The 23565-nt window shown below is 68.1% G+C and carries 17 protein-coding genes and 1 pseudogene; 9 read left to right on the forward strand and 9 right to left on the reverse strand.

Annotated features, from left to right (window positions below; all coding sequences use genetic code 11):
* Positions 1-1253: pseudouridine synthase (locus BUB20358_RS21715; RefSeq protein ID WP_174905116.1), on the forward strand; the 1253-nt coding region annotated here is incomplete at its 5' end.
* Between the two features lie 91 nt (positions 1254-1344).
* Here the strand turns inward: BUB20358_RS21715 and def are convergent.
* The 5 genes from def to BUB20358_RS21740 form a co-directional block, all read right to left on the reverse strand.
* Positions 1345-1878 (reverse strand): peptide deformylase, encoded by a 534-nt coding sequence (def, locus tag BUB20358_RS21720; RefSeq protein ID WP_006764020.1) that lies wholly within the window; start codon positions 1876-1878, stop codon positions 1345-1347.
* Positions 1875-3950, reverse strand: a complete 2076-nt coding sequence (gene ligA, locus BUB20358_RS21725; RefSeq protein ID WP_006764019.1) for an NAD-dependent DNA ligase LigA — start codon at positions 3948-3950, stop codon at positions 1875-1877. The genes def and ligA overlap by 4 nt, the downstream gene beginning before the upstream one ends.
* Positions 3951-4113: 163 nt before the next feature.
* Positions 4114-5394 carry a cell division protein ZipA C-terminal FtsZ-binding domain-containing protein gene (locus BUB20358_RS21730; protein ID WP_006764018.1) on the reverse strand — a complete coding sequence of 427 codons (1281 nt, stop codon included), beginning with the start codon at positions 5392-5394 and terminating at the stop codon, positions 4114-4116.
* Positions 5395-5479: 85 nt separating this feature from the next.
* Complete coding sequence (smc, locus tag BUB20358_RS21735; protein WP_035972149.1) at positions 5480-8992, reverse strand: chromosome segregation protein SMC; 3513 nt, start codon at positions 8990-8992, stop codon at positions 5480-5482.
* 139 nt (positions 8993-9131) lie between these two features.
* Complete coding sequence (locus BUB20358_RS21740) at positions 9132-10070, reverse strand: DMT family transporter (protein WP_006764015.1); 939 nt, start codon at positions 10068-10070, stop codon at positions 9132-9134.
* Positions 10071-10245: 175 nt separating this feature from the next.
* Between BUB20358_RS21740 and dapC the strand changes: the two genes are divergently transcribed.
* The 6 genes from dapC (at position 10246) to cls (ending at position 16412) form a co-directional block, all read left to right on the forward strand.
* Positions 10246-11463: a succinyldiaminopimelate transaminase gene (dapC, locus tag BUB20358_RS21745; protein WP_035972146.1), complete on the forward strand. Its 1218-nt coding sequence runs from the start codon at positions 10246-10248 to the stop codon at positions 11461-11463.
* Between the two features lie 45 nt (positions 11464-11508).
* Positions 11509-12336: a 2,3,4,5-tetrahydropyridine-2,6-dicarboxylate N-succinyltransferase gene (gene dapD / locus BUB20358_RS21750; protein WP_006764014.1), complete on the forward strand. Its 828-nt coding sequence runs from the start codon at positions 11509-11511 to the stop codon at positions 12334-12336.
* A complete protein-coding gene (locus tag BUB20358_RS21755) occupies positions 12336-12704 on the forward strand; it encodes an ArsC family reductase (protein ID WP_006764013.1) in 369 nt (122 codons plus the stop codon). Before dapD ends, BUB20358_RS21755 begins: the two co-directional genes overlap by 1 nt.
* Before the next feature lie 91 nt (positions 12705-12795).
* On the forward strand, positions 12796-13935 hold the full coding sequence (gene dapE, locus BUB20358_RS21760) for a succinyl-diaminopimelate desuccinylase (RefSeq protein ID WP_006764012.1): 1140 nt from the start codon (positions 12796-12798) through the stop codon (positions 13933-13935).
* A gap of 11 nt (positions 13936-13946) precedes the next feature.
* The gene (prmB, locus tag BUB20358_RS21765; RefSeq protein ID WP_006764011.1) at positions 13947-14855 is read left to right on the forward strand and encodes a 50S ribosomal protein L3 N(5)-glutamine methyltransferase; all 909 of its coding nucleotides are present in this window, start codon (positions 13947-13949) and stop codon (positions 14853-14855) included.
* A gap of 108 nt (positions 14856-14963) precedes the next feature.
* On the forward strand, positions 14964-16412 hold the full coding sequence (gene cls, locus BUB20358_RS21770; protein WP_006764010.1) for a cardiolipin synthase: 1449 nt from the start codon (positions 14964-14966) through the stop codon (positions 16410-16412).
* A gap of 14 nt (positions 16413-16426) precedes the next feature.
* Here cls and BUB20358_RS21775 read toward each other — a convergent pair whose 3' ends face one another.
* Entirely contained in the window at positions 16427-16906 is a 480-nt protein-coding gene (locus BUB20358_RS21775) for a glutathione peroxidase (RefSeq protein WP_006764009.1), read from the reverse strand.
* 145 nt (positions 16907-17051) lie between these two features.
* Between BUB20358_RS21775 and BUB20358_RS21780 the strand changes: the two are divergent.
* Positions 17052-18996: pseudogene (locus BUB20358_RS21780) on the forward strand (ATP-binding cassette domain-containing protein).
* A gap of 140 nt (positions 18997-19136) precedes the next feature.
* Here the strand turns inward: BUB20358_RS21780 and BUB20358_RS21785 are convergent.
* The 3 genes from BUB20358_RS21785 to alr form a co-directional block, all read right to left on the reverse strand.
* Positions 19137-19403 carry a DUF2866 domain-containing protein gene (locus BUB20358_RS21785; protein ID WP_035972143.1) on the reverse strand — a complete coding sequence of 89 codons (267 nt, stop codon included), beginning with the start codon at positions 19401-19403 and terminating at the stop codon, positions 19137-19139.
* Between the two features lie 144 nt (positions 19404-19547).
* Positions 19548-20924, reverse strand: a complete 1377-nt coding sequence (gene radA, locus BUB20358_RS21790) for a DNA repair protein RadA (protein WP_006764006.1) — start codon at positions 20922-20924, stop codon at positions 19548-19550.
* Between the two features lie 11 nt (positions 20925-20935).
* Positions 20936-22006 carry an alanine racemase gene (alr, locus tag BUB20358_RS21795; protein WP_006764005.1) on the reverse strand — a complete coding sequence of 357 codons (1071 nt, stop codon included), beginning with the start codon at positions 22004-22006 and terminating at the stop codon, positions 20936-20938.
* A 218-nt stretch (positions 22007-22224) separates the two neighbouring features.
* Here alr and lplT point away from each other — a divergent pair, with 218 nt between their 5' ends.
* Positions 22225-23532: a lysophospholipid transporter LplT gene (gene lplT, locus BUB20358_RS21800; protein WP_174905117.1), complete on the forward strand. Its 1308-nt coding sequence runs from the start codon at positions 22225-22227 to the stop codon at positions 23530-23532.
* Positions 23533-23565 lie beyond the last annotated feature (33 nt).

Genomic DNA, 23565 nt, shown 5'->3' on the forward strand with positions numbered 1-23565 from the left:
GCCGCAACGACGACGACGCACGGCCGCGCCGCGCAGCCGCCGGCAGCGAACGCGACGGCGCGAAGCGCGCGCCTTATCGTGACAAGGCAGCCGCAGAAGGCACAAAACGCAGCTTCGGCGACCGACGCACGTCGTCCGACCGGCCCGCGCGTCGCAGCGACGACGACGCACGGCCGCGCCGCGCAGCCGCCGGCAGCGAACGCGACGGCGCGAAGCGCGCGCCTTATCGCGACAAGGCAGACGCAGAAGGCGCAAAACGCAGCTTCGGCGACCAACGCACGTCGTCCGACCGGCCCCCGCGTCGCGCCGACGACGACGCGCGACCGCGCCGCACAAGCGCTGCCGCCGAAAGCGCAAAACGCGCGCCTTACCGCGACACGACGTCCGCAGAACGCACGAAACGCAGCGCCGGCGAACGCCGCTCGCCCGGCACCGCGCTGAAAGCCGGACAACCGGTCAAGCGCCGCGCGACCGACGTCGATCGCGGCGACGAATCGGGCCTGATGCGGCTGTCGAAACGGATGTCCGAACTCGGCCTGTGCTCGCGCCGCGAAGCCGACGAATGGATCGAAAAGGGCTGGGTGCTCGTCGACGGCGAACGAATCGATACGCTCGGCACCAAGGTACGCGCCGACCAGCGCATCGAGATCGACGAACGCGCGCAGGCGGCGCAGGCCGCGCAGGTGACGATCCTGCTGCACAAGCCGGTCGGCTACGTATCGGGTCAGGCCGAAGACGGCTACGAGCCGGCAACGGTGCTGATCACGCGCGAGAACCACTGGAGCGGCGACCGCTCGCCGCTGCGCTTCTCGCCGCAGCATCTGCGCACGCTCGCGCCGGCCGGGCGGCTCGACATCGATTCGACCGGGCTGCTGGTGCTCACGCAAAACGGCCGGATCGCGAAGCAGCTGATCGGCGAGCAGTCGGACGTCGACAAGGAGTACCTCGTGCGCGTGCGCTACGGCGACATGCTGACCGACATCGACCGGCATTTCCCGGCCGAATCGCTCGCGAAACTTCGACACGGCCTCGAACTCGACGGCGTCGCGCTGAAGCCCGCGATGGTCAGCTGGCAGAACGGCGAGCAGCTGCGCTTCGTGCTGCGCGAAGGCCGCAAGCGACAGATTCGCCGCATGTGCGAGCTGGTCGGCCTCGACGTGATCGGACTGAAGCGCGTGCGCATGGGCCGCGTGATGCTCGGCGCGCTGCCGCAGGGGCAATGGCGCTATCTGTCCGCCGACGAAACGTTCTGACGGCACGCACGGCGCACACCGCGCAACGAGAAACGACGATAAAAAGCCCGCGCGAAGCGGGCTTTTTGTTATGCGGCGACACGCGCGCCGGTCAATCGTCGTCGGTCGAATCGAGCCCCGGGAACAGCACCTCGGTGAAGCCGAAGCGCGTGAAGTCGGTGATCCGCATCGGATACAGCTTGCCGATCAGATGGTCGTACTCGTGCTGCACGACCCGCGCGTGAAACCCTTCCGCGACGCGGTCGATCTTCGCGCCGAACTGGTCGAAGCCCACGTACCGCACCTTCGCATAGCGGCTGACGACGCCGCGCATCCCCGGCACCGACAGGCAGCCTTCCCAGCCCTCTTCCATGTCCGGCGGCATGTACTCGATCTTCGGGTTGATCAGCACCGTCTCGGGCACCGGCGGCGCGTCCGGATAACGGTTGTTGCTGCCGAACCCGAAGATGATGATCTGCAGTCCGATACCGATCTGCGGCGCGGCGAGGCCGGCGCCGTTCGCATGGTGCATCGTGTCGAACATGTCCGCGACGATCTCGTGCAGCTCGGGCGTGTCGAACTGTCGGACCGGTTCGGCCACTTCGAGCAGGCGCGGATCGCCCATCTTCAGAATCTCGCGAATCATGGCGTGTTGCCCTCCAGGAGTTGATGCAGTCCGTCTTCGTCCAGTACCGGGATGCCGAGTTCCTCGGCCTTCGCGAGCTTGCTGCCCGCTTCGGCACCCGCGATCACGTAATCGGTCTTCTTCGACACGGAGCCGGCGACCTTCGCGCCCGCGGCTTCGAGCATTTCCTTCGCCGCGTCGCGCGTGAGGTTCGGCAGCGTGCCGGTCAGCACGATGGTCTTGCCGGCCAGCACGCCCTGAGGCGCCTTCGGCGCGGGCGGCCCTTCGGGCCACGTGACCTTGCCCGGCGCGCGCAGCTGCTCGATCACGGTCCGGTTGTGCTCTTCCGCGAAGAACTGGTGGATCGATTCGGCGACGATCGGGCCGACGTCGTTGACTTCGAGCAGCTCGTCGATCGACGCGTCCATGATCGGGGTCAGCGACCCGAAATGCTTCGCGAGGTCCTTCGCGGTCGACTCGCCGACATGGCGGATGCCGAGCCCGTAGATGAAGCGTGCGAGCGTCGTGTGCTTCGCCTTCTCGAGCGAGTCGAGCAGGTTTTGCGCGGATTTCTCGGCGAACCGGTCGAGTTCGGCAAGCGTCGAGAAACCGAGATTGAACAGATCGGCCGGCGTGCGCACGAGGTTCAGCTCGACGAGCTGGTCGATGATCTTCTCGCCGAGCCCGTCGATGTCGAGCGCGCGGCGCTGCGCGAAATGCCACAGCGCCTGCTTGCGCTGCGCGGGACACACGAGCCCGCCCGTGCAGCGTGCGATCGCCTCGTCCGGTAGCCGCTCGATCTTCGATCCGCATACCGGGCACTCGGTCGGCATCACGAATTCGGCCGCATCGGCCGGACGCCGGTCGAGCACCGCGCCGACGACTTCCGGAATCACGTCGCCCGCGCGGCGCACGATCACGGTGTCGCCGATCCGGATGTCCTTGCGGCGCACTTCGTCCTCGTTGTGCAGCGTCGCATTCGTCACGGTCGCGCCGCCGACGAACACCGGCTCGAGCCGGGCGACCGGCGTGATCGCGCCGGTCCGGCCGACCTGCACGTCGATCGCGACGAGCTTCGTCAGCGCTTCCTGCGCGGGGAATTTGTGCGCGAGCGCGAAGCGCGGTGCGCGCGACACGAAGCCAAGACGATCCTGCTCGTCGCGCCGGTTCACCTTGTAGACGACGCCGTCGATGTCGTACGGCAGCGCGTCGCGTTTCTCGCCGACCCGGCGGAAGAACGCGAGCAGGCCGTCCGCGCCGTGCACGACCGCGCGCTCGCGGTTGACCGGCAGTCCGAGCGCCTCGTACCAGTCGAGCAGCGCGCTGTGCGTATCGGGCATCGGCATCCCGTCGAGCACGCCGATCCCGTACGCGAAGAACGACAGCGGACGTTGCGCGGTGATCTTCGGATCGAGCTGGCGCAGGCTGCCAGCCGCCGCGTTGCGCGGATTCGCGAACTCGCGCTGCCCGGCCGCGCGCTGACGCTCGTTCAGCCGTGCGAAATCGCGCTTGAACATCAGCACTTCGCCGCGCACGTCGAGCACGGCCGGCACCGTCCTGCCCTTCAGCTTCAGCGGGATCGAGCGGATCGTGCGCACGTTCTCGGTCACGTCCTCGCCGGTCGTGCCGTCGCCGCGCGTCGCGGCCTGCACGAACACGCCGTTCTCGTAGCGCAGTGAAATCGCGAGCCCGTCGAACTTCAGCTCGCATGCATATTCGACGGGGTCCGTCACCGAGCCGGCAAGGTCCGTGGTTTTCGCGAGCGCGTCGGCGACGCGCTTGTCGAACGCGACGATGTCGTCGTCGGCGAAGCCGTTGTTCAGCGACAGCATCGGCGCGTCGTGAACCACCGGCGTGAAGCCGCTCGCGACGGCACCGCCGACACGTTGCGTCGGCGAGTCGGGCGTCACGAGCTCGGGATGGTCGGCCTCGAGCTGTTGCAGCTCGAGAAACAGCCGGTCGTATTCGGCGTCGGGAAGGTCCGGCTGATCGAGCACGTAATAGGCGTGATTCGCCCGCTCGAGTTGATCGCGCAGCCACGCGGCGCGCGCGTCGGGCTGGCTGGCTGGCGGTTCGGCTTGGGTTCGGGCCATGCTGGCGGCAGTTTCGTTCTGAAAATCGAATGCCCGATTATCTCAGTTTGACGCCGCGGCGGGGGTGCGCGATATGTGCGCGACAGGCCCGTTCGCACGCACATCGAAGTGCGTGCGATGCAACGACGGCCAGCGGCGCACGAACGTGCCGCCGGCCGCTCGGTCATTGGCTGAACAGACGACGCGTGACCGGCGAGCCAGCCGGAATCCCCGCTTCCTCGAGCTTCGCGTACAGCTTCATCAGCTGCTGCTCGATCGCGAGCAGCGTCGATTCCGGCAGCGGCCGGCGCGAATCGTCGACGACGCGTGCGCCGATCCGCTCGGACAGCGACTTCGCGTAGTCGCACATCAGCCGGAACGGCAGGATGTCCTCTTCGGCGACCGGCACGTCGAGCACCAGCGTGATCATGTTGCCGCCCTTGTACGTGAGGTCGTCGCGCAGGAAGTTCGTGTCGCCGAACTGCAGCATGAACACCGGGTTCTGCTTCGCGTCGAGCTTCACGAACCGCGTGCCGTCGCGCGACAGCAGCAGCCCGTCCTGCGACGCGACCGCCTGCACGTAGTTCGCCGACCACGGCGCGCCGTCCGACATCACGTTGATCGACAGCTGCGCGTCGCACTGCGCGGCGAAGCCGTCGAGCTCGCGCGCCATCGACACCGTTTCCATCATGTCCGGGAATTCCGGCGCGCCGTCGATCGCGTCCGCGAACTGCTGGACGCCGGTCACGAACTCGGAGAATTCGAGCTCGTTCAGCGCACCGCTGCGGTTCGCGAGTTGCGCAGCCGCGCGCAGCTCCTCGTAACGCACGCCGTTCTGCAGCAGCTCCCACTGGCCGCCTTCCGGCTTGCCTTCGATGTGCACGGGCTTGCTGCCCGCACGGCGCAGCCGCTGCGCGGCCGGCAGGATCTTGTCGCCGGGCAGCGGCGCGCCGAGCCGGATCGGCACGATGCAGTCGATCCGACGGTCGACGACGGCCGGTGGCGCGGACGAGATCGTCGTCGCGGCCGGCAGCACCGGTTCGGCCGGTTCGTCCGCCGCGACGCCGTCCGCTTCGGGCGCGGCGCTCGCCGTGCCGGCGGCGACCGCTTCATCCGACGACGCCGAGCGCGTATCGGCACCGGTTGCCTCGGCCTGCAGATCGGCGGGCGTGTCGGCCGGCGCGGCTGCACCGAACGTCGGCTCGACGCGCGCGGCTTCCGCCGATGCGCCGGCCGCACCGACCGATGCGGGCGCCGCGGGCTCGCGCCGCACCGGCTGACGCACCGGCTCGATGAACGGCAGCTCGTCGTCACGCTCCGGGCGATTCATCGCCTCGGCCGCTTCCTCCGGCATCGGGCGCGGCATCCTGCGCCGCACCTTCGCGCCCTGCCACGCGTTGTACACCACGACGCCGCCCACCACGACGGCGCCTGCGCCGATCAAACCGAGTGTCAACTCGTCCATGCATGCTCCATCAGCAATTCTTTTTCGTCGGAACCGCGAACGGGCGCACACGCGCCGCCCGCACGCGGTCCGGTTTCGTCACACGTCAATTCTGGGCAAAGCCGGCGGCGGTTTCCATGTCCACCGCGACGATCCGCGACACGCCCTGCTCCTGCATCGTCACGCCGATCAGCTGCTGCGCCATCTCCATCGCGATCTTGTTGTGCGAGATGAACAGGAACTGCGTCTTGTCGGACATCGCGCGCACGAGATTCGCGAAGCGCTCGGTGTTCGCGTCGTCGAGCGGTGCGTCGACCTCGTCGAGCAGACAGAACGGCGCCGGATTCAGCTGGAACATCGCGAACACCAGCGCGGTCGCGGTCAGCGCCTTCTCGCCGCCGGACAGCAGGTGAATCGTCGCGTTCTTCTTGCCGGGCGGCTGCGCCATCACCTGCACGCCGGCATCGAGGATTTCGTCGCCGGTCATGATCAGCTTCGCCTGGCCACCGCCGAACAGGCGCGGGAACAGGTCGCTGAAATGACGATTGACCTCGTCGAACGTGCCCTGCAGCAGCGTGCGGGTTTCCTGGTCGATCTTGTGGATCGCGTCCTCGAGCGTCGTGATCGCGTCGGTCAGGTCGGCCGACTGCGCGTCGAGGAACACCTTGCGCTCGCTCGCCGCCTTCAGCTCGTCGAGTGCGGCCATGTTCACCGGGCCGAGCGCGTTGATCGCGTTGTTCAGCCGCGTGACCTCGCCTTGCAGGTACGACGGCTTCAGGTCGGGCGTGAGCTTTTCGCGCAGCGCGTCCTCGTCGACCTCGGCCGCCGCGAGCTGCTCGGCGAACTGCTCGACGGCCAGGCGCGCGGCCTGCTCCTTCAGCTGCAGCTCGGTGATCCGATCGCGCAGCGGCTGCAGCGAACGCTCGGCGACGAGACGCTGCTCGTCCGACGCGCGCAGCTTCGCGGTGAGATCGTCGAGTTCGATGCGCGCAGCCTGCAGCGCCGCCTCCTTCACCGCGCGGATCTCGAGCGCGTCCTGCAGGCCCGTGTGCGCGGTCTGCTCGTTGATCGTCTCGAGCTCGGCGCGCGCATCCTCGAGCGACGCGGCGACGCGCTCGCTCTGCTCGTGCGCGACCTGGATGCTGCGCTTGAGCTCGTCGATCCGCGTCACGGCGTTGCGCGCGGCGAAGCGCGCGTCGTTCGCCGCGCGCTCCAGATCGCGCGCTTCCTGACGCGCTTGCGTGAGCGACTCGTCGAGCGCCTCGAATGCGAGCTGGTTGTCCTCGAAGCGCGCCTGGAGTTCCGCGAGTTCGCCGTCGAAGCGCTCGAAATTCGCTTCCGATTCCGCGCGCAGCGCGCGCTGCTCGTCGATCTGCGCGCCGATTTCCTCGAGCTCCTCGCGAATCTGCGTGCTGCGCTGCGTGTAGCGCTCGTGCGCCTGCGCGAGTTTCAGCACGTCCATCTGCAGTGCATGCACGCGCTGCGTCGCGCGCTCGGCCTGCGCCCGCACGTCGCCGAGCGCCTGCGTCGCCTGCGTGTGCGCGGCTTCCGCCCGCACGGCGGCCGTGCGCGCTTCGTCGGCGAGCAGCGCCTGCGCGCGCACCTGGCGCGTCAGATTCTCGATTTCCTGCTGACGCGCGAGCATCCCGGCCTGCTCGGAATCGGCCGCATACAGTTGCACGCCGACGCGCGTGACGACATGGCCGGCCTTGACGACGAACGCGCCGCCTGCGGGCAGCTGCGTGCGCGTCGCGAGCGCCTGCGCGATGTCGTCGGCCACGTACACGTTGCCGAGCCAGTCGTTCAGCACCGCGCGAATGCCGGCATCGTCGATGCGTACCAGCGACAGCAGCGGGCGCAGCCCGGCCGGCGCCGCGGGCGGCTCGCCGGCCGGCGGCGGCGCGTAGAACGCGAGCTTCGCAGGCGGCGCGTCGGACGCAAACGCCTTCACCCAGTCGAGATTCGATACTTCGAGCGCGGCGACACGCTCGCGCAGCACGGCCTCGAGCGCCGCTTCCCAGCCCGGCTCGACGTGCAGCTTCTTCCACAGTCGCGGCAGCGCGCCGAGCTCGTGGCGGTCGAGCCACGGCTGCACCTTGCCTTCGGTCTGCACGTTTTCCTGCAGCTGCTTGAGCGCGGCAAGCCGCGCTTCGAGCTGATGGATCTGCGCGCTTTCGGCCTGCACGCGCTCCTGTGCGGCGCGGCGCTCGGCATCGAGGCGCGGCACCGTCTCCTCCGCATCGGCAAGACGCGCCTGCGCTTCGGACAGGATCTCCTCCTGCTCGGCAAGCTGCATGCGCAGTTCCTCGAGTTGCGCCTCGTCCGGCGCGTCGAGCCCGCCCGCCTCGGCCTTCAGCCGCTCCTCGCGCTGCTGAAGCTGCTGGAGCAGCTGATCGGCATTGCGCTGGTGTGCGGCTTCGAGCTTCAGCGACTGCTCGGTTTGCGCGATCCGCGCGCGCTCGTCGTTGAGCTGCGCCTGCGCGTCGCGCCACTTCGCTTCGAGCGCGGGCAGCGCATCGTGCTTCGCGGCCGCCGCATCCTCGGCGAGCGCGGCCTTCTCGTCGGCCATCGCGCGCGCCTCTTCGGCTTCCTCGAGTTCGTCCTGCGCCTTCTCGGCCTGCGCGCGCCATTGCTCGCGCTGCGCGTTCAGCGCGGCGATCTGCGCCTGTACGCGGTTGCGCGACTCGACGATGAACTTGATCTCGGCTTCGAGGCGGCTCACTTCGGCATTCGCCTCGTACAGCGCGCCCTGCGCGCCCTGCATCGCGTCGCTCGCCGCGTAGTGGGCGACGCGCAGCGTCTCGAGCTGCGACTCGACCTCGCGCAGCTTCGCGGTCTGCGCTTCGAGATCGATCTGCGCCTGCTCGATCGCACGCTGTTGCTTCTGCTGCTCGGCTGCCGCCTCGCTCTTGCGCAGCAGCCACAGCAGGCGCTGCTTCTCCTCGCCTTCGGCGACGAGCTCCTTGTACTTCGTCGCGACGACCGCCTGCGCCTCGAGCTTTTCGAGGTTCGCGGCGAGCTCGCGGATGATGTCCTCGACGCGCGTCAGATTCTCGCGCGTGTCGTGCAGCCGGTTCTCGGTCTCGCGGCGGCGCTCCTTGTACTTCGACACGCCCGCGGCTTCCTCGAGGAACACGCGCAGCTCCTCCGGCTTCGCCTCGATGATCCGCGCGATCATCCCCTGCCCGATGATCGCGTACGCGCGCGGGCCGAGGCCGGTGCCGAGGAAGATGTCCTGGATGTCGCGGCGCCGCGCCGGCAGGTTGTTGATGTAGTAGCTCGACGTGCCGTCGCGCGTGAGCACGCGCTTCACGGCGATCTCGCCGTACTGGCCCCACTGCCCGGCCGCGCGGCCGTCGGAGTTGTCGAAGATCAGCTCCACGCTTGCCCGGCTGCCCGGCTTGCGCGTGGTCGACCCGTTGAAGATCACGTCCTGCATCGATTCGCCGCGCAGCTCGGACGCGCGCGACTCGCCGAGCACCCAGCGCACGGCGTCGATGATGTTGGACTTGCCGCATCCGTTCGGGCCCACCACGCCGACGAGCTGGCCCGGAACCTGAAAATGCGTGGGATCGACGAAGGATTTGAAGCCAGCGAGTTTGATCGAGCTCAGACGCACGGCGGTATCGGATGTGAAGAAGGTGTGAAACGGACGGCGCCGCGACGCGCGGGGCCGCACGGCCCGTATGCGCGATGCGCGCCGGAATTCAAAAGCGGGGCCGCGCGCATACAGCGTTGGGCCCCGCAAACGGCTCCCATCATACCATCGCGCGTGCGCCGTCCCGCCCGCCCGGTTCGTCGTGCGCGGGCGCCGCGCGGTGGACGCGGCTCGACAGCAGCGTCGCGAGCACGATGCACGCGCCGCCCGCCCATTCGCGCGCGCTCGGCAGCTCGTTCGCGAACACCCACGCGGACAGCGCGGTGATCACGATCTCGAACAGCATGATGATCGACGCACGGTTCGCCGGCACGCGCGCGAGCCCGTACTGCACGAGCAGGTTGTTCGCCGCCATCGTCACGCCGATCGCGACGACGATCAGCGCGGCCACGCCGGGCTGAGCGCCGGCCGGCGCGGCCGGCCACCCTTCGACGAGCGACGCCAGCGCGCCGAACACCGCGGCGCCGCCGAACAGCGTCGCGGTACGCATCTCCGCGCGCATCTGCGGCAGTTCGCGGCTCGCCTTGATCACGAGCACGTTGCTCATCGCGAAGCTGAGCCCCGCCGCGAGGCCCGCCCACTCGGCCGGGTTGGCCGGCAGCGGCGCACCGAGCTGCGGCGACCACAGCATCAGCATCGCGCCGCCGATCGACAGCGCCGCGAGCGCGGCGCCGGCCCAGGTGAGCCGCTCGCGCAGCAGGAAGTGCGCGTAGATCGCGGTCCATGCGGGCGTCAGATAGAACAGCAGCATCACGCGCAGCACCTCGCCGTGGATCGTGCCCCACACGAAGCCCAGGTTCGTCACGCCGGCCGTCACCGCGATGCCCGGCAGCACCCAGTGCCAGCGCAGCGTCGCGATCGTCCGGTGCCGCGCGACGATCACGAACAGGAACGCGACGGTGCTCGTCAGCGCGCTCGCCAGCGTACCCGTCACGCCGAGCGACGCGAGGATGCGCAGCGGATACCAGATCAGGCCCCATACCGACGCGCCGATCAGAATCGCCAGCGTCGGCAGGCTGCCGCGTACCGCATTGTTCATTTGCTTCGATACCCTTTGTTCGTCCGGTCCGGCCGCCATTGCGGCGGGCCGCGACCGCATTGCGTCACGCTATAATCGCCCGTTGCGGGCCGCACGCCGCCGTGCGCCGCCCGCAGCCGCGCGGCGCGAGCGCCGCTCCTTTCGCCTTCAACCGGCCGCGACGGCCGCTTCGCCCGTGAATCCTCGACTCGACTCGCTCCAGCCCTATCCCTTCGAAAAGCTGCGCGCCCTGTTCAAGGACGTGACGCCCGCTGCTGCGCTGAAACCGATCAGCTTCGGCATCGGCGAGCCCAAGCATGCGACGCCCGCGTTGATCCGCGACGCCGCGGTGGCCGCGCTCGACGGCCTCGCGTCGTATCCGGCCACGGCCGGCTCGGACGCGCTGCGCACGTCGATCGCGCGCTGGCTCGAGCGCCGCTACGGGCTGCCGGCGATCGATCCGGCCACGCAGGTGCTGCCCGTATCGGGGTCGCGCGAGGCGCTGTTCTCGCTCGCGCAAACGGTGATCGATGCGCGCGCGTCCGACAGCGGCGAAAAGGCGATCGTACTCTGTCCGAATCCGTTCTATCAAATTTACGAAGGCGCGGCGCTGTTGGCCGGCGCCGAACCGTATTTCGCGAACAGCGATCCGGCCCGCAACTTCGCATGCGACTACGCGGCCGTGCCGGATCACGTGTGGGCGCGCACGCAGCTGCTGTACGTGTGCTCGCCGGGCAACCCGACCGGCGCCGTGCTGACGCTCGACGACTGGCGCGAGCTGTTCGCGCTGTCGGACCGCCACGGTTTCGTGATCGCGTCCGACGAGTGCTATTCGGAAATCTACTTCGACGAAGCCGCGCCGCCGCTCGGCGGTCTCGAGGCCGCGCAGCGTCTCGGCCGCGGCTTCGAGCGGCTCGTGATGCTGTCGAGCCTGTCGAAGCGCTCGAACGTGCCGGGCATGCGCTCGGGGTTCGTCGCCGGCGACCCGGCGCTGCTGAAGAAATTCCTGCTGTACCGCACGTACCACGGCGCCGCGCTGTCGCCGGTCTGGCAGCACGCGAGCATCGCCGCGTGGAACGACGAGGCGCACGTGCGCGAGAACCGCGCGCTGTACGTGGCGAAATTCGACACCGTGACGCCGATGCTCGCGGACGTGCTCGACGTGAAGCTGCCCGACGCCGCGTTCTACCTGTGGGCCAACGTCGCACGCACCGGCCTGTCGGACACCGAGTTCGCCCGCCGTCTGTACGCCGACTATAATGTGACGGTTCTGCCCGGCTCGTACCTCGCGCGCGACGCGCACGGCACGAACCCGGGCCGCGATTTCATCCGGATCGCGCTCGTCGCGGGCACCCCCGAATGCGTCGAGGGCGCGCAACGCATCGTCGATTTCTGCCGCGGCATCGCGCGGTAAGACGTCCATCCCGATCAATTCCTTCCATCTCCTGCGAAAACGAACATGTCGCAACAACTTCAGCAAATCATCGATAACGCCTGGGAAAACCGCGCCGAGCTGTCGCCGAAGGCCGCGCCCGCCGAAGTCCGCGAAGCCGTCGCTCACGCGATCGAGCAGCTCGACCGCGGCGCGCTGCGCGTCGCCGAGAAGATCGACGGCAACTGGACCGTGCACCAGTGGCTGAAGAAGGCCGTGCTGCTGTCGTTCCGTCTGGAGGACAACGCGCCGATGCCGGCCGGCGGCTATTCGCAGTTCTACGACAAGGTGCCGTCGAAGTTCGCAAACTACACGGCCGAGGATTTCGCTGCGGGCGGCTTTCGCGTCGTGCCGCCGGCCATCGCGCGCCGCGGCTCGTTCATCGCGAAGAACGTCGTGCTGATGCCGTCGTACACGAACATCGGCGCGTACGTCGACGAAGGCACGATGGTCGACACGTGGGCGACGGTCGGCTCGTGCGCGCAGATCGGCAAGAACGTGCACCTGTCGGGCGGCGTCGGCATCGGCGGCGTGCTCGAGCCGCTGCAGGCGAACCCGGTGATCATCGAGGACAACTGCTTCATCGGCGCGCGCTCGGAAGTCGTCGAAGGCGTGATCGTCGAGGAGAACTCGGTGATCTCGATGGGCGTGTATCTCGGCCAGAGCACGAAGATCTACGATCGCGAGACGGGCGAAGTGAGCTACGGCCGCATCCCGGCCGGCTCGGTCGTCGTCGCGGGCAACCTGCCGTCGAAGGACGGCTCGCACAGCCTGTACTGCGCGGTGATCGTGAAGAAGGTCGACGCGAAGACGCGCGCGAAGGTCGGCCTGAACGAGCTGCTGCGAGGCGACTGATGGCGAAGCCGCGCACCGTGGTCGTCTACGGCATCCCGAACTGCGACACCGTGAAAAAGGCCCGCGTGTGGCTCGACGAGCACGGCGTCGAGTTCGAGTTCCACGACTTCAAGAAGGCCGGCGTCAGCGCGCCGCTGATCGAGGACTGGCTGAAGGACGTGCCGCTCGACGCGCTCGTGAACAAGCGCGGCACCACGTGGCGCGGGCTGGATGACGCGATGAAGGCCGCCGCGGACACGCCGGCGGGCGCGATCGCGCTGATGATCCACAAGCCGTCGGTCATCAAGCGCCCCGTGCTCGTCGTGAACGGCCGCGTGAAATCGCTCGGCTTCGCGGCCGACCAGTACGCGGCGCTGTTCGCCGCATAACGCGCCCGCATCGGGCGCGCCCGACGGCGCGGCCGACGTCCCGCCGCTGCCGGCCACCGCGCCGGCATTTTTTATCGAAAGTGGTTCGAACATGTCCGCCACCCTAGCCCTTACCGAACAGCTGATCGCACGCGCGTCCGTCACGCCCGACGACCAGCATTGCCAGCAGATCATGACCGAGCGGCTCGCCGCGCTCGGCTTCGAATGCGAGACCATCGCGTCGCACGGCGTGACCAACCTGTGGGCCGTCAAGCGCGGCACCGACGGCCGCGACGGCAAGCTGCTCGCGTTCGCGGGCCACACCGACGTCGTGCCGACCGGCCCGCTCGAACAGTGGACGTCGCCGCCGTTCATTCCCGCCCATCGCGACGGCAAGCTGTACGGGCGCGGCGCGGCCGACATGAAGACGTCGCTCGCGGCGTTCGTCGTCGCCGCCGAGGAATTCGTCGCCGCTCATCCCGGCCACCGCGGCGCAATCGCGTTCCTGATCACGAGCGACGAGGAAGGCCCGGCGACCGACGGCACCGTGAAGGTCGTCGAACTGCTCGAAGCGCGCGGCGAGCGCCTCGACTACTGCATCGTCGGCGAGCCGACGTCGACGACCGAACTCGGCGACGTCGTGAAGAACGGCCGCCGCGGCTCGATGTCGGGCGAGCTGATCGTCAAGGGCGTGCAAGGCCACATCGCATATCCGCATCTCGCGAAGAACCCGATCCACCTGCTCGCGCCGGCGCTCGCGGAGCTCGCCGCCGAACGGTGGGACGACGGCAACGAATACTTCCCGCCGACCACGTGGCAGGTATCGAATCTGCGCGCCGGCACCGGCGCGACCAACGTGATCCCCGGCCACGCCGATCTGCTGTTCAACTTCCGCTTCTCGACGGCCAGCACGGTCGAGGGGCTGCAGGCGCGCGTGCATGCGATCCTCGACAAGCACCAGCTCGACTACACGCTGAAGTGGACGGTGAGCGGCCTGCCGTTCCTCACGCCGCGCGGCGAGCTGTCGAACGCGCTCGAGCACGCGATCCGCGCGGAGACGGGCATCACGACCGAACTGTCGACGACCGGCGGCACGTCGGACGGCCGCTTCATCGCGCGCATCTGCCCGCAGGTGATCGAGTTCGGTCCGCCGAACGGCAGCATCCACAAGATCGACGAACACATCGAGCTGCGCTTCGTCGACCCGCTGAAGAACGTGTACCGCCGCGTGCTCGAACAACTGATCGCCTGATGGAGCTACGGATGACGACACCTTTTGCCACCGTTCGCGACCTGTTGCGCTATGCGGTCACGCGCTTCTCGAAGGCGAAGCTCGCGTTCGGCCACGGCTCCGACAACGCGTACGACGAAGCCGCGTACCTCGTGCTGCATACGCTCGATCTGCCGCTCGACACGCTCGAGCCGTTCCTCGACGCGCGCCTGCTGCCCGACGAGATCGCGGCCGTGCTCGCCGTGATCGAGCGGCGCGCGACCGAACGCGTGCCGGCCGCGTACCTCACGCATGAGGCGTGGATGCACGGCCACCGCTTCTACGTCGACGAACGCGTGATCGTGCCGCGCTCGTTCATCGGCGAACTGCTCGACGACGGGCTGCAGCCGTATGTCGCCGATCCCGAGCAGGTCGGCGCGGTGCTCGAGCTGTGCACGGGCTCCGGCTGCCTCGCGATCCTCGCGGCGAGCGCATTCCCGAACGCCGAGATCGATGCGGTCGATCTCTCCGCCGACGCACTGCAGGTCGCTGAAATCAACGTGCGCGACTACGGCCTCGAAGACCGCATCTCGCTGCATCGCGGCGACCTGTACGCGCCGCTGCCCGCATTGCGCACGCAACCGGGCGCGCGCTACGACGTGATCCTGTCGAATCCGCCGTACGTCAATGCCGCGTCGATGGCCGCGCTGCCGCCCGAATACCGGCACGAGCCGGAGATGGCGCTCGCCGGCGGCGACGACGGGATGGACATCGTGCGACGCATCGTCGCCGAAGCGCACAACTGGCTGCACGACGACGGCGTGCTCGTCGTCGAGATCGGCAACGAGCGCGAGCACGTCGAAGCCGCGTTCGGCGGCCTCGCGCTCACGTGGCTGCCGACCAGCGCCGGCGATGACGCCGTGTTCCTGATCCAGGCGTCGGACCTGCCGCGCAAGGGCTGACGGCGCGCCGCATGCCGGCCGTGCGGCGCCCCGCTGCGCCGCACGGTTCGGTAAGATGCGCGTACGCGGCCGCCGCGCCGCACGACTTCAGGAGTCCGTCACGCGCCTATGACCCTCGACTGGCTACATCTCGGCACGCTGATCCTGGCCGTCCACGTGCTCGGGATCGCCGCGGCATGCCACGCGATCATGAACACGCGCACGTCGCAAGGCGCGATCGCGTGGGCCGTGTCGCTCACCGCGATGCCGTACCTGACGCTCGTCCCGTACCTGTTCCTCGGCCGCAGCAAGTTCTCCGGCTACGTCGACGCGCGACGCCACGAGACGGAAGCATTGCGCACGCATACGCCGCGTGCGCGATGGCGCGACGCCGACGCCACCGACGGGCCGGCCGCCGAAGCGCTCGGCCAGGCCGCGGTGCTCGCGCTGACGCGGCTCGGCGGCATGCCGTTCGTCGGCGGCAACGCGGTGCGCACGCTCGTGAACGGCGAAGCGACGTTCGCGGCGATTCTCGCCGCAATCGACGACGCACGCGATTACGTGGTCGTGCAGTTCTTCATCGTGCGCGACGATGCGCTCGGCCGCATGCTGCGCGATTCGCTGCTCGCGCGCGCAGCCGCCGGCGTGCGCTGCTATCTGCTGTACGACAGCATCGGCAGCTTCGATCTGCCGTCCAGCTATGTCGACGCGCTGCGCAAAGGCGGCGTCGACGTTCATCCGTTCGCGACGCACCGCAAGTTCGTGAACCGCTTCCAGCTCAACTTCCGCAACCACCGGAAGATCGTCGTGGTCGACGGCAAACGTGCGTTCGTCGGCGGACACAACGTCGGCGTCGAATATCTGGGCGCGAATGCGCGGCTCGCGCCGTGGCGCGACACGCACATCGAGATATGCGGGCCGGTCGTCGCCAGCATCCAGTACGTGTTCGCGGAAGACTGGCACTGGGCGACGCAGACGCTGCCGCCGATGGCGCCCGCGCTGCCGGCACCGCCCGACGCCGGCGACTGCTCGATGCATTGCCTCGCGGTGCCGATGGGCCCGGCCGACAAACAGGAAACCGGCTCGCTGTTCTTCGTCGAGGCGATCAACGCCGCGCGCGAGCGCGTGTGGATCACGACGCCGTATCTGATACCCGACGAAGCGGTGATCGCCGCGTTGAAGCTCGCGGTGATGCGTGGCGTCGACGTGCGCATCCTGATCCCGAGCCGGCGCGATCACTACGTCGTGTTCGAGGCGTCGAAGCTCTATGCGCGCGATCTCGTCGACGCCGGCGTCCGGGTGTTCCGCTATCGGCCGGGCTTTCTGCACCAGAAGGTCGTGCTGATCGATCGCGTCGCCGCCGCGGTCGGCAGCGCGAATCTGGACAACCGCTCGTTCCGGCTCAATTTCGAGATCATGGTGCTGACCGTCGATCGCACGTTCGCCGCCGAAGTCGCTGCGATGCTCGACGCCGACTTCGCGCAAGCGTACGAAGTCGATTCGAACGAGTACCGGCGCTCGCCGGCATGGCGGCGGATCGCGATGCACGTCGCACGGCTGTTCGCGCCGATTCTGTAGCGGCCGCGCCGCCGCTACAGCAGCTTTTCGATATCGGCGGCGATCTCCTCCGGCTTCGTCGACGGCGCGTAGCGCTTGACGATCCGCCCTTCGCGGTCGATCAGGAACTTCGTGAAATTCCACTTGATCGCCTTCAGGCCGAGAATGCCGGGCGCCTCGTCGGTCAGGTAGCGATACAGCGGATGCGCATGCTCGCCCTTCACGTCGATCTTCGCGAACATCGGAAACGTGACGCCGTAGTTGCGCTCGCAGAACGCGCCGATCTGCGCGGCATCGCCCGGCTCCTGCTTGCCGAACTGATTGCACGGAAACCCGAGCACGAAGAAGCCGCGCGCCGCGTACTGGTCGTACAGCTTCTGCAGGCCCGCGTACTGCGGCGTGAACCCGCACTCGCTCGCGGTATTGACGATCAGCAGCACCTTGCCGCGATACGCGTCGAGCGATGTCGGCGCGCCGGCAAGCGTCTGTACGTCGAACGAATACAGCTTGGACATCGGGCACTCCTTCAATGAGACGTGATGAACCGGATCGACGTGGAGTCTAGGCGAAATCGACGCGTCGCGACATTGGCCGAACGGCCGACGCCCGGCGCGAGCGGCACGCAGTCTAGAATAGCGGTTTTGCCCAGCCATTTCCGCCGTGATCCGTTTCAACCAGTTCAGCCTCGCGCGCGGCACCAAGCCGCTGTTCGACTCGGCGTCGTTCGTGCTCAATCCCGGCGAGAAAGCCGGCCTGATCGGCGCGAACGGTGCCGGCAAGTCGACGCTGTTCGCCGTGCTGCGCGGCGAGCTGCATCCCGACGCCGGCGATTTCTCGATGCCGCCGTCTTGGCGGATTGCCCACGTCTCGCAGGAAACGCCGGCCGTCGATCGGTCGGCGCTCGACTACACGCTCGACGGCGACGCCGCGCTTCGCGACATCGAAGCGCGCATCGCCGCCGCTTCGGCCGCCCACGACGGCGCGGCCGAAGCCGACGCGCATGCGGCGTTCGCGGACGCCGACGGCTATACCGCGCCCGCGCGCGCGCAGGCGCTGCTGCTCGGCCTCGGCTTCACGCTCGCGCAGACGCGCGAGCCGGTCGCGAGCTTCTCGGGCGGCTGGCGCATGCGCCTGAACCTCGCGCAGGCGCTGATGTGCCGCTCCGATCTGCTGCTGCTCGACGAGCCGACGAACCACCTCGATCTCGACGCGATCGTCTGGCTCGAAGACTGGCTGCACCGCTACGCCGGCACGCTGGTCGTGATCTCGCACGACCGCGAATTCCTCGACTCGATCTGCAACGTCACGCTGCATCTGGAAAACCGTCAGGTGAAGCGGTACGGCGGCAACTACTCGCAGTTCGAAGTGCTGCGTGCGCAGCAGCTCGCGCTGCAGCAGAGCGCGTACGAAAAGCAGCGCAAGACGATCGAGCATCTGCAGAGCTTCGTCGATCGCTTCAAGGCCAAGGCCACCAAGGCACGGCAGGCGCAAAGCCGGATGAAGGCGCTGGAGAAGATGGAGCGGATCGCGCCTGCGCATATTGCGTCGCCGTTCACGTTCGAGTTCCGCACGCCCGACGCGGCGCCCAATCCGATGATGGTGATGGAAGACGTCCGCTGCGGCTATCGCGCCGACGACGGCACGGAAATCCCGATCGTCGAGCGCGTCGCGCTGTCGATCCAGAACGGGCAGCGCATCGGCCTGCTCGGTGCGAACGGCCAGGGCAAGTCGACGCTGATCAAGACGCTGGCCGGCACGCTCGCGCCGCTGTCCGGCCACGTGCGCGAGGGCAAGGGGCTGACGATCGGCTATTTCGCGCAGCACCAGCTGGAGACGCTGCGAGAGGACGATTCGCCGCTCGCGCATCTGGCGCGGCTCGCGCCCGACACGCGTGAACAGGAGCTGCGCGACTTTCTCGGCGGCTTCAACTTCTCGGGCGACATGGCGACGAGCGCGACCGGTCCGTTCTCGGGCGGCGAGAAAGCACGTCTCGCGCTTGCGCTGATCATCTGGCAGAAGCCGAACCTGCTGCTGCTCGACGAACCGACGAACCACCTCGATCTCGAAACGCGCCACGCGCTGACGATGGCGCTCGCGCAGTTCGACGGCACGCTGATACTCGTGTCGCACGATCGCCACCTGCTGCGCGCGACGACCGATCAGTTCATGCTCGTCGCGAACCATCGGCTGCAGCCGTTCGACGGCGACCTCGACGATTACCGCGACTGGCTGCTGCAGCACGCGGCCGAGCAGCGCGCAGCCGCGAAGGCCGACGGCGCGACGGCGGCGACGGCTGGCACGGGCGCGGCGAGCGCAAACCGCAAGGATCAGAAGCGTCAGTCAGGCCGCGGAAGAGCGCCAGCGGCTGTCGCAGTTGAAGAAGCCGCTGCAGACACGAATCGCGAAGCTGGAAAAGGAAATGGAGACGCTGCACGCCGAGAAGACGCGCCTCGACGCATTCGTCGCCGATCCGGCGAGCTACGACGCAGCGCGTAAGGCCGAGCTGACCGATGCGATCCGCAAGCTCGCGGACGTCAACGCGCGGCTCGAAACGGTCGAAGCCGACTGGCTCGTCGCGCAGGAGGCGCTCGAGCAGATCGGCTGAGCGGCGCAATTCGAAGCGCGCCGCCGACACGCGGCGTAGGCGTCGTCGGCGGCGGACGGATCGCCTGCTTCGTGCGTCGGCCCTATTCAACCCGTTCCACCCGTCCGAGGGCGGTTCCGGCGCCGATCACGCCCGCCGACTCAACGCCGCGGTAACGTGTCGCGCGGCATCTGCTCATCGTCGTCCATCAGATGGCGGCGTCCTTCGGTCGGCCGGCGGATCGCCGCGACGACTTCCGCTTCCGTCACGTGTTCCGACACCACACGGCGTGCGAGCCGCCCTTCGCCGTCGATCCATTCGACGATCCGGCATCCGCCGCCCCATGGCTGGCGAATCGGCTCCGACACGCGGCAGCCGCGCAGGTTGTAAAGGCGTCCGCTCGGCGCTTCCCCATACTGTTTCAACATAGGTTCCCTTCGCATTGCACGCTTCGACAATCCGGCAAAGGATAGGGAAAAGCGATGTCCGGCGGGTTACAGACGCCTACATGTCGTTTACAGCGGTTTACCGCGCAGATCGTCGCGGCCGATGCACGCGCGGGCCGCGCCGGCTCACTCGAGATCGCGCACGCGATCGATCGCCTGCTCGATCCGTTCGACGGCCATCACGTTCAGGCCGTCGATCGGCTGCTTCGGCGCGTTCGCCTTCGGAATCAGCGCGGCCGTGAAGCCGAGCTTCGCGGCTTCGCGCAGCCGCTCCTGGCCGCGCGGAGACGGCCGGATCTCGCCCGCCAGGCCGACTTCGCCGAACACGATCAGCCCCTTCGGCAGCGCCTTGTTGCGCATCGACGAGTGGATCGCGAGCAGCACCGCGAGATCGGCGGCCGGCTCGGTAATCTTCACGCCGCCGACCGCATTCAGGAACACGTCCTGATCGAAGCACGCGATGCCCGCATGCCGGTGCAGCACGGCGAGCAGCATCGCGAGCCGGTTCTGCTCGAGGCCGACTGCGAGCCGACGCGGATTCGGCACGTGCGCCGTATCGACGAGCGCCTGGATTTCGACGAGCAGCGGCCGCGTGCCTTCCTGCGTGACGAGCACGCACGAACCCGGCACGACCTGTTCGTGCTGCGACAGGAACAGCGCGGACGGATTCGCGACGCCGCGCAGCCCGCGCTCGGTCATCGCGAACACGCCGAGCTCGTTGACCGCGCCGAAACGGTTCTTGAACGCGCGCACGAGCCGGAACGACGAATGCGTGTCGCCTTCGAAATACAGCACGGTGTCGACGATGTGCTCGAGCACGCGCGGGCCGGCGAGATTGCCCTCCTTCGTCACGTGCCCGACCATGATGATCGCGGTGCCCGACTGCTTCGCGATGCGCGTGAGCTGCGCCGCGCATTCGCGCACCTGCGCGACCGAGCCGGGCGCCGACGTGAGCGCCTCCGAATAGACGGTCTGGATCGAGTCGACGACGGCCACGTCCGGCCGCTCCGCGTCGATCGCGGCCTGGATCTTCTCGAGCTGGATCTCGGCGAGCAGCTTCAATTCGGCGGCCGGCGCGCCGCCTTCGAGCAGCGCGAGCCGTTGCGCGCGCAACGCGATCTGCGCGGCCGATTCCTCGCCGCTGATGTAGAGTGCGCGCCGTTCGTTCGCGATGTCCGCGAGCGACTGCAGCAGCAGCGTCGACTTGCCGATGCCCGGGTCGCCGCCGATCAGCACGACGCCGCCCGCGACGAGGCCGCCGCCGAGCACGCGGTCGAATTCGCCGATGCCGGTGGAAAAGCGCGGCACGTCGGCCGCTTCGATGTCGACGAGGCGCTGCACGGGCGCGCGCTTCGCGAGCGACTGGAACCGATGGGCGGACGGCGACTCGGCGACCGACTCGACCAGCGTATTCCACGCGTGACAGGACGGACACTGTCCCTGCCATTTCGGCGTCTGCCCGCCGCATTCGGTGCAGACGTAGACGGTTTTCTGTTTGGCCACGCGCGACGCCCTTACTCAGCGCGCACCGGCACGCGGGCGGCGACCGCGCACATGAGCTCGTATCCGATCGTGCCGCAATGGCGCGCGACGTCGTCGATCGGCAGCGCGTTGCCCCACAGCTCGACACGCGCGCCGACGCCGGCCTGCGGGCACGGGGTCAGGTCGACGGTGATCATGTCCATCGACACGCGCCCGACGATCCGCGTCCGAATTCCGTCGACGATCACCGGCGTGCCTTCCGGCGCGACACGCGGATAGCCGTCCGCATAGCCGCACGCGACGACGCCGATGCGCATCGGCGCCTGCGCGGAAAACGTCGAGCCGTAGCCGATCGACTGCCCCTTCGCGATCGACTGCACGGCGATCAGCTCGGACGCGAGCGTCATCGCGGGCTTCAGCCCCGTGTCGGCGATATCCGACGACAACCCGGACGGCGACGCGCCGTACAGCACGATCCCCGGCCGCACCCAGTCGAAATGCGTGTCCGGATGCCACAGCACGGCGGCCGAATTCGCGAGGCAGCGCGTGCCGGCAATGTTTTCCGCACCACGCTCGAACGTCGCGAGCTGCTCGGCGACGCCGCGCTCGTTGTCGGCATCCGAAAAATGGGTCATCAACGTGATCTGGCCGATGCCGGGGCACGCACGCGCGCGCTCCCACGCGGCGCGGTACTTCTCGGGCGAGTAGCCGAGCCGGTTCATTCCGCTGTTCATCTTCAGCTGCACGTTGACCGGCTTCGACAGCCGCGCGGTTTCCAGCATCCGCATCTGCTCGTCGTTGTGGACGGTCGTCGTCAGGCTGTAGCGGTCGATCACGTCGATGTCGGTCGACCGGAAAAAGCCTTCGAGCAGCAGGATCGGGCCGGCCCAGCCGAGCTCGCGCAGCTTCACGGCCTCGTCGAGATCGAGCAGCCCGAAGCCGTCGGTGCCGCGCAGGCCGGGGAACACGCGCGCGAGCCCGTGTCCGTACGCATTCGCCTTGACGACCGCCCAGACCTTGGACGGGCCGGCAAATCGGCGGACGACGGAGAGATTGTTCGCGAGAGCGGCGGTATGGATGGTGGCGGAGATCGGGCGCGGCATGGGAAATTTACGTAAAGACGCTTGCGAATCATCAGCTTACTGCGCCTTTTGAGCACCGAAGCCGACAATTGGCGGAGCGATCGGGGAATCTTGCTAGTCCGAACTGCCGTATTTTCGTGTTATAAAGCCGTGCGCACAACCCATTTCGAACGGAATAAGCCGATCGCATACCTGGCGGCCTACGCGGCCCTGCCGCAGCGACGAAAGCATCGCATCAGATGAAAAAAGGTTTTTACACCATCATGGCCGCGCAGTTTTTCTCGTCGCTGGCCGACAATGCGCTTCTCATCGCCGCCATCGCCCTGCTGAAAGACCTTCACGCTCCCAACTGGATGACACCGCTGCTCAAGCTGTTCTTCGTGTTGTCCTATGTGGTGCTGGCCGCCTATGTCGGTGCGTTCGCCGATTCGCGGCCGAAGGGCCGCGTGATGTTCATCACGAACTCGATCAAGGTCGTCGGCTGCCTGATCATGCTCGTCGGCGCGCATCCGCTGATCGCATACGGAATCGTCGGGTTCGGCGCCGCCGCCTATTCGCCCGCGAAATACGGGATTCTGACCGAGCTGTTGCCCGCCGACCGGCTCGTCGCCGCGAACGGCTGGATCGAAGGCACGACCGTCAGCTCGATCATTCTCGGCACCGTGCTCGGCGGCGCGCTGATCAGCCCGCACATCGCCGCGCACGTGATCGCGCACACGCCGTCGTGGGTCAATACGCCGGCGGAATCGGCGATGGCGATCATCATGGCGATCTACGTGGTCGCCGCGCTGTTCAATCTGCGCATTCCCGATACCGGTGCGCGCTATCCGAAGCAGGAGCGCGGCCCCGTCAAGCTCGTCACCGATTTCGCCGACTGCTTCATGGTGCTGTGGCGCGACAAGCTCGGCCAGATCTCGCTCGCGGGCACGACGCTGTTCTGGGGGGCGGGCGCGACGCTGCAGTTCATCGTGCTGAAGTGGGCCGAGGTGTCGCTCGGCATGACGCTGTCCGAAGGCGCGATCCTGCAGGCCGTGGTCGCGGTCGGCGTCGCGGGCGGCGCGATCGCCGCCGCAGGCCGGATCCCGCTGAAGAAGTCGCTGACCGTGCTGCCCGTCGGCATCGTGATGAGCATCGCGGTGATGCTGATGGCGTTCTACACGCGCGACCTGTTCCCCGCCCATTGGGCGCTGCACGTCGGACACGTGCGGCTGCCGGTGTACCTGATCGTCGCGTACATCTTCCTGATCGGCGTCGGCGCGCTGTCCGGCTATTTCGTCGTTCCGATGAATGCGCTGCTGCAGCATCGCGGGCACGTGCTGCTGTCGGCCGGACACTCGATCGCCGTGCAGAACTTCAACGAGAACCTGTCGGTGCTCGTGATGCTGTGCCTGTATGCGATGCTCGTGTGGCTCGACGTGCCGGTCGGCGTCGTGATCGTGCTGTTCGGCACGTTCGTGTGCCTGACCATGTGGCTCGTGATGCGCCGCCATCAGGCGAACCAGCGCCAGTTCGACTCGGTCGCGCTGATCGGCGAGTCGAGGCACTGACGCTGCCCTTTTCGTTTCCGTCCGTCGGCGCCG

It is taken from the genome of Burkholderia dolosa (assembly GCF_902499135.1).
In the GTDB taxonomy this organism is placed as follows: domain Bacteria; phylum Pseudomonadota; class Gammaproteobacteria; order Burkholderiales; family Burkholderiaceae; genus Burkholderia; species Burkholderia dolosa.

Bases quoted from the DNA above. Each gene is read 5' to 3' on its own strand.
- prmB (WP_006764011.1), top strand. From the start codon at position 13,947: ATGACGACACCTTTTGCCACCGTTCGCGACCTGTTGCGCTATGCGGTC.
- BUB20358_RS21740 (WP_006764015.1), bottom strand. From the start codon at position 10,070: ATGAACAATGCGGTACGCGGCAGCCTGCCGACGCTGGCGATTCTGATC.
- dapE (WP_006764012.1), top strand. From the start codon at position 12,796: ATGTCCGCCACCCTAGCCCTTACCGAACAGCTGATCGCACGCGCGTCC.
- BUB20358_RS21755 (WP_006764013.1), top strand. From the start codon at position 12,336: ATGGCGAAGCCGCGCACCGTGGTCGTCTACGGCATCCCGAACTGCGAC.
- BUB20358_RS21785 (WP_035972143.1), bottom strand. From the start codon at position 19,403: ATGTTGAAACAGTATGGGGAAGCGCCGAGCGGACGCCTTTACAACCTG.
- BUB20358_RS21775 (WP_006764009.1), bottom strand. From the start codon at position 16,906: ATGTCCAAGCTGTATTCGTTCGACGTACAGACGCTTGCCGGCGCGCCG.
- def (WP_006764020.1), bottom strand. From the start codon at position 1,878: ATGATTCGCGAGATTCTGAAGATGGGCGATCCGCGCCTGCTCGAAGTG.
- alr (WP_006764005.1), bottom strand. From the start codon at position 22,006: ATGCCGCGCCCGATCTCCGCCACCATCCATACCGCCGCTCTCGCGAAC.
- ligA (WP_006764019.1), bottom strand. From the start codon at position 3,950: ATGGCCCGAACCCAAGCCGAACCGCCAGCCAGCCAGCCCGACGCGCGC.
- BUB20358_RS21730 (WP_006764018.1), bottom strand. From the start codon at position 5,394: ATGGACGAGTTGACACTCGGTTTGATCGGCGCAGGCGCCGTCGTGGTG.
- lplT (WP_174905117.1), top strand. From the start codon at position 22,225: ATGAAAAAAGGTTTTTACACCATCATGGCCGCGCAGTTTTTCTCGTCG.
- cls (WP_006764010.1), top strand. From the start codon at position 14,964: ATGACCCTCGACTGGCTACATCTCGGCACGCTGATCCTGGCCGTCCAC.
- dapD (WP_006764014.1), top strand. From the start codon at position 11,509: ATGTCGCAACAACTTCAGCAAATCATCGATAACGCCTGGGAAAACCGC.